This window comes from Sulfitobacter sp. HI0040 (assembly GCF_001634885.1).
Taxonomy (GTDB): Bacteria; Pseudomonadota; Alphaproteobacteria; order Rhodobacterales; family Rhodobacteraceae; genus Sulfitobacter.
The window spans coordinates 1-2,612 of sequence record NZ_LWEX01000454.1 but is presented as its reverse complement, the minus strand read 5'-3'; the positions used below and the strand labels follow the sequence as shown (position 1 = coordinate 2,612).

The window sequence follows — 2,612 nt, the reverse complement described above, 5'->3', positions numbered from 1 at the left end:
TCCGAACGGTAAGAGGCAGCGGATACGCCTTGGGATAAGGCGTTTCGTTCGATCATTTATTTACATAATATAGATTNCAGNCTTTTTGCTTGTACGCGCAAAGCGATAATGTCACCCATGAGCAATTCAGAAGTGTCACTCTCCTCGCATACGATAGCGAGGATGAGTGGACATGGGATGGGTTATGATGAGCGAGCGCGATTTGAACCGCGTTGAGGTTTTGGCGCAGGTCGATGATAGTCGGCTGACGGTAGACAATGCGGCAAACCTGCTGGATCTGACAAGGCGGCAAGTGTTCCGGCTTCTCAAGCGATACCGGCAGGATGGCGCCTCAGCGATCCGACATAAGGCGCGCGGCAAACCTCCAAACAATCGTATCCATCATGCAAAGCGCGATTATGCTCTGAGCCTGATCAAAGAGAATTACCCGGATTTCGGCCCAACACTGGCAGCTGAGAAGCTGGCTGAGCATCACGGGTTCACAGTGTCTCGCGAGACCGTGCGCAAATGGATGATCGAAGACGGCATCTGGCTCTCGCGGAAACAGCGCCGGACCTTCCATCAACCTCGCTTACGGCGCGAATGCTATGGTGAGCTGATCCAGATTGATGGTTCCGATCACCGTTGGTTTGAGGATCGGGGTGATCCCTGCACCCTGCTCGTTTTCATCGATGATGCCACCAGCACCTTGATGGAGCTGCGGTTTGTGAAGTCCGAGAGCACGTTCAGCTATTTCGAGGCGTTGGACAGTTATTTGGTTCAGCATGGCCGCCCAGTGGCCTTTTACAGCGACAAGCATTCGGTATTCCGAGTTGCCAAAGAAGACGCAAGGAATGGTGCAGGCATGACCCAGTTCGGGCGTGCGTTGAATGAGTTGAACATCGAGATCCTGTGCGCCAACAGCTCTCAAGCCAAGGGCCGCGTAGAACGGGCCAACCGCACGCTTCAGGACCGGCTTGTCAAAGAGCTGAGGCTGGCAGGCGTTTCGGACATGAAAGCCGGAAACGCTTTTCTTGAAGGCTTTAAGAGCCGCTTTAACGCCAAATTTGCCAAGGCCCCTGCCAAACCGGACAACCTGCACCGGGCGTTGAATGTGGAGCCGGATCGGTTGGCGGAAGTGTTGTGCTGGCGTGAGAACCGTTATGTCGGCAAGCAGCTCACGTTTTCCTATGACCGCAAGCGGATCATGCTCGAAGAGAACGAGCTGTCACGCGCTCTGGTCGGCAAATATGTGGACACCTATGTCTTTGTGGATGGGCGGTTCGAGGTACGCTGGAAAGGCCAAGCCCTGCCCTACAGGATCTTTGATATGGACCAGCGCGTCACCCATGCAGCCGTCACCGAGAACAAGCGGCTCGGTGCGGTTCTGGCCTATGTCAAAGAGATGCAGGATGCCGCACCGCCTAAGCCGAAGGTGCGGACAAACTCAGAGAAGATGGGCTACAAGCCGAACGGGCGTCGGCCAGGCAGACCGCCAGGATCACGGGCCAAGAAGAAGATTGCGCGCGCGGCAGAATAACTCAAGACTGCTGACATGGACGCCTATTACGAGCGCAAACACGCCGAGCAGGATGCGGCAGCTGTGGCATCAGACAAGGCGTAAAGCGGCCTGACCATCGGTTTCGAGTTTAAGGGCTGCGTGCCAGAGTGGCGTCTTGTAAAATGTGCCGTCGTCCCAAATCCTCAGCCCCTCCCGATCTTCCCAAAGCAGGCCGAGCCAACACAGTGGCTGCAAGACGCAGAATTTCAGCGCAAACCGCATGTCGCTGTGCTCCGGATCGTAGCGGTCCTTTTCTTCCCACCCGTAAAGCGTTTTGAGAAGATGTGCTAAGGTACACCCTACCCGCGCCTCGACGTTGATCACGTTCAGAAAGATGTCCCAGTTGCCCAAGGGGCCACCCCGGGCTTCGATCCGTTCATCATGGATGAACCGATAAAGATAAACCGGAGCGGTCAGATCAAAAAAGACGTCAGATGCTTCCGCCATCTCCCGTCCTTTCTTAGTCGCAACCAGCTTACCCTTGTAACGACGAAGAAGCTTCAGATGACGCAGCAACCCATGCACCGGGAACAAAGGTGGCATTTTGTATTCATCCAGCACCTTGTTCATTTCGAATAACTCGGTGGCGGTGAAATCGGGCCATTCAAAGTGTTCCGCCGCCCAATGCACAAACTTGCGGTTGAAGGCGCCTGATTGCGTCAGCCCGATCCCGCCGGTTTCGTTGGCATAACGCAACGCAAGCGTCATCCCACGAACCAGCGGCGAGTGTTTCAGGACATCAGCATCTGAGTGAAGTTTGACCGTCGGAAGCATGTCACCACGCTATCCTCGACACCAAAGACCCGCAATCCGCAAGGCTTTTCAGCCCTTCGATATTGGGGTCTGCGGGCTCAAAAGCCTTGCTCCCGTAGCGCCCTGTGGTGACCTTTCTGCTTTGCACAGCCGGTGACATTTCTGAATGGGATTTACAGAGTTTGTAGCCGGGTGGATTCACAAACGAAGTGCAAATTCTGTACGAATACAGAGAGTTGCATGGAGTATGATACAAAGCCTGTCCCACAGGCCAGACCAGATCGACAAGGAGGAGATCGACCCCATTCTCAGCATTACC

2 protein-coding genes are annotated in these 2,612 nt (G+C 54.8%); one reads left to right on the top strand and one right to left on the bottom strand.

Annotation, left to right across the window (positions count from 1 at the left end):
• Positions 1 to 172 precede the first annotated feature (172 nt).
• Complete coding sequence (locus tag A3728_RS18755) at positions 173 to 1,519, top strand: ISNCY family transposase (protein WP_009804212.1); 1,347 nt, start codon at positions 173 to 175, stop codon at positions 1,517 to 1,519.
• Between the two features lie 69 nt (positions 1,520 to 1,588).
• Here the strand turns inward: A3728_RS18755 and A3728_RS18750 are convergent, their stop codons facing one another.
• The gene (locus A3728_RS18750; protein WP_040609070.1) at positions 1,589 to 2,314 is read right to left on the bottom strand and encodes a hypothetical protein; all 726 of its coding nucleotides are present in this window, start codon (positions 2,312 to 2,314) and stop codon (positions 1,589 to 1,591) included.
• Positions 2,315 to 2,612: the final 298 nt, after the last annotated feature.

Excerpts from the sequence above, each read along its gene's own strand:
- A3728_RS18755 (WP_009804212.1), top strand. The coding sequence starts at position 173 with ATGGGATGGGTTATGATGAGCGAGCGCGATTTGAACCGCGTTGAGGTT.
- A3728_RS18750 (WP_040609070.1), bottom strand. The coding sequence starts at position 2,314 with ATGCTTCCGACGGTCAAACTTCACTCAGATGCTGATGTCCTGAAACAC.